General features: G+C 74.2%; 2 protein-coding genes and 1 pseudogene. 1 reads left to right on the top strand and 2 read right to left on the bottom strand.

Annotated elements, in window-relative coordinates:
* The first annotated feature begins 54 nt into the window (after positions 1-54).
* Positions 55-1,620, top strand: a complete 1,566-nt coding sequence (locus L7D48_RS28000; protein WP_237883773.1) for an FAD-dependent monooxygenase — start codon at positions 55-57, stop codon at positions 1,618-1,620.
* A 67-nt stretch (positions 1,621-1,687) separates the two neighbouring features.
* Here the strand turns inward: L7D48_RS28000 and recX are convergent, their stop codons facing one another.
* Both recX and L7D48_RS27990 read right to left on the bottom strand, forming a co-directional pair.
* Positions 1,688-2,218, bottom strand: a complete 531-nt coding sequence (gene recX / locus L7D48_RS27995) for a recombination regulator RecX (protein ID WP_237883770.1) — start codon at positions 2,216-2,218, stop codon at positions 1,688-1,690.
* A gap of 3 nt (positions 2,219-2,221) precedes the next feature.
* A pseudogene (locus tag L7D48_RS27990) lies at positions 2,222-2,551 on the bottom strand (DNA recombination/repair protein RecA); the annotation flags it as partial.

Raw genomic sequence — 2,551 nt, 5'->3', positions numbered from 1 at the left:
CTCCCCCGACCGTGACAACCGCCCGGACCGTGAGAACTGCGAGGGCCGCCCGTCGTGGACCCGGTGATCGTCGTCGGCGCGGGACCCGTCGGGCTGGCGCTGGCACTGGCGTTGGCGCGCCACGGTGTGCCGTCGGTGGTGCTGGACGGCGGTGACGGCGAGGTGGAGCAGCGCACGGCGCGCACCTGCGTCCTGCGGCCGGACACGGCGGCGTACGCGGCGACGCTGGGCGGCGCCCGGTGGGCGGCGTGGCGCACCGAGCGGCGGCGGCAGCCGGTGCGGCGGGTCGAGCTGGACGCCCGGACCTCGCCGGTGCACATACAGCAGTACGCACTGGAGCGGGGTATGCGGGCCGCACTGGGGCGGGAGCCGCTGGCCGAGATCGTCACCGGGGCCCGCCTGGACGAGCTGGAGCAGGACGAACGGGGGGTGTCGGCCCACACCCGCGGCACTCCCGGCTCCGCCGGCACCTGGTGGCGGGGCAGTTATCTGGTGGGCTGCGACGGCGCCCGCTCCACGGTGCGCAAGCTGCTGGGGATCCGCTTCCCCGGGCGCACCTCCGTCGAGCGGCACGCGGTGGCCGCCCTGCGGGTGGAACTGCCCTGGGACGGCGAGGCGCTGCTGCACCGCGATGTGCCCGGTGGTGAGGGCGAGGTGGTGGCGCGTCCACTGCCCAACGGCGTGTGGCGGCTGGACTGGCTGCTGCCACCGCGCGGCGATCTGGTCACCCCGGACGCGCTGCTGGCCCGGATACGCGACACCCTGGCCGCATGGTGCGGGGAGGATCCTCCCCCTTACGAACTGCTGGACACCGGCGTGCACATCGCCCACCAGCGACTGGCTCGGCACTGGCGCTCGGACCGGGCCTTCCTCGCCGGTGACGCGGCGCATCTGCTGGGGGCGCTGGGAACCCAGTCCGTCGACGAGGGTCTGCGGGACGCGGCCAATCTGGCCTGGAAGCTGGCGCTGTGCCTGCGCGGCCAGGCGCCCGGGGAACTGCTCGAAAGCTATGAGACCGAGCGCCGCGGCGCGGTGGGGGCCCGGCTGCGGGCCCTCGACCAGGCACTGCCCCTGGTACGCGGGGGCGGGGGGCTGCGCACCCTGCTGTCCGGCGCCTCGCGGGGACACCTGGAGCTGCTGACGGACGGGCACCTGGGCCAAGGGCCGCTGGGCGCGCCCCCGTGCCACGGACGTTCGCCGCTGGCGCCGGGGCGGGACACCGTTCCCGGAGCGCTCGCCGTCGGGACCGATCCGGGATCGCCTGTGCGGGACGTACCGGTGACGGCCCTGGACGGGACGCGGGGACGGCTGTGGGAGCGGCTGGGTGGCGATCTGCTGGTGCTGCTGGTCGCGCCCGGCACTCATGTGTGGGACAGCCGCCACTGGCTGTCGGCCGGGCTGATGCCGGAGCTGGCCGCCGTGGTGGAGGGGCTGCCGGTGCCCGCTGAGCTGCTGGTGGCCGAGGGCTATCCGGGCGCGGTCGCCCACACCGCCCTGGTGATCCGCCCGGACGGGCATCTGGTGACCGCGCTGCCCGGCGCCCGGACCGGTGAACTGCGTGCCTGTGTGGAGGTGGTGCGCGGCGCCCTGGCCGGAGAGGCGGCCACAGCGGACTCGTGACCCTGCCGCCGTCGATCGGTGGGTGAGTGCCGTCGATCGGCGCCACCGCCGACCGGTGCCGTGCGGCTCAGTCCCCGCCGTACAGGGGGTACTCCTCCGCATCCTCCCCTTCCGCTTCCAGTGCCTCCCTCACGACCCGGAGGGCGAGCCCTTCCGAGTAGCCCTTGCGCGCCAGCATCCCGGCGAGCCGGCGCAGCCGCCTGTCGCGCTCCAGCCCTTTGGTGGCGCGCAGTTTGCGCTCCACCAGGGCTCGGGCGGTCCGTTCCTCCTGCTCCGGATCCAGCTGCTCCACCGCATGGTCGATCAGCTCGGAATCAACGCCCTTGTGCCGCAGTTCCCGGGCTAGGGCCCGGCGGGCGAGGCCCCGGCCGTGGTGGCGGGACTCCACCCAGGCGTCGGCGAACGCCGCGTCGTCGATCAGTCCGACGTCCTCCAGCCGGGAGAGCACCGACTCGGCGACGTCCTCGGGAATCTCCCGCTTGCGCAGTGCCTCGGCGAGTTGCCCGCGGGTGCGCGGCGTTCCGGTGAGCAGGCGCAGGCAGATCGCCCGCGCCCGCTCCTCCGGATCTGCCGGTGGCTCCCCCTGACGTCCCGCCACGGCTCAGCTCTTGGCCGCTGCGGTGCTCTTGACCGCCTTGGCGCGCGTCGTCGGCGCGGGCACCGTCTTCGCCGCCGCTGCAGGGGCGGCCTCGGTCTTGGCCGCGTCCGTGCCCGGCTCGCTCTCGGGGGCCTCGGTCTTCGCGCCGATGCCGAGCTTCTCCTTGATCTTCTTCTCGATCTCGTCGGCCAGATCCGGATTGTCCCGCAGGAAGTTGCGGGCGTTCTCCTTGCCCTGCCCCAGCTGATCGCCCTCATAGGTGTACCAGGCACCCGACTTGCGGATGAAGCCGTGCTCCACCCCCATGTCGATCAGCCCGCCCTCCCGGCTGAT

Origin of the sequence: Streptomyces sp. ICN903, from assembly GCF_022015835.1 — a bacterium.
Classification (GTDB): Bacteria; Actinomycetota; Actinomycetes; order Streptomycetales; family Streptomycetaceae; genus Streptomyces; species Streptomyces fenghuangensis.
This window is presented reverse-complemented; position numbering and strand designations above follow the sequence as displayed.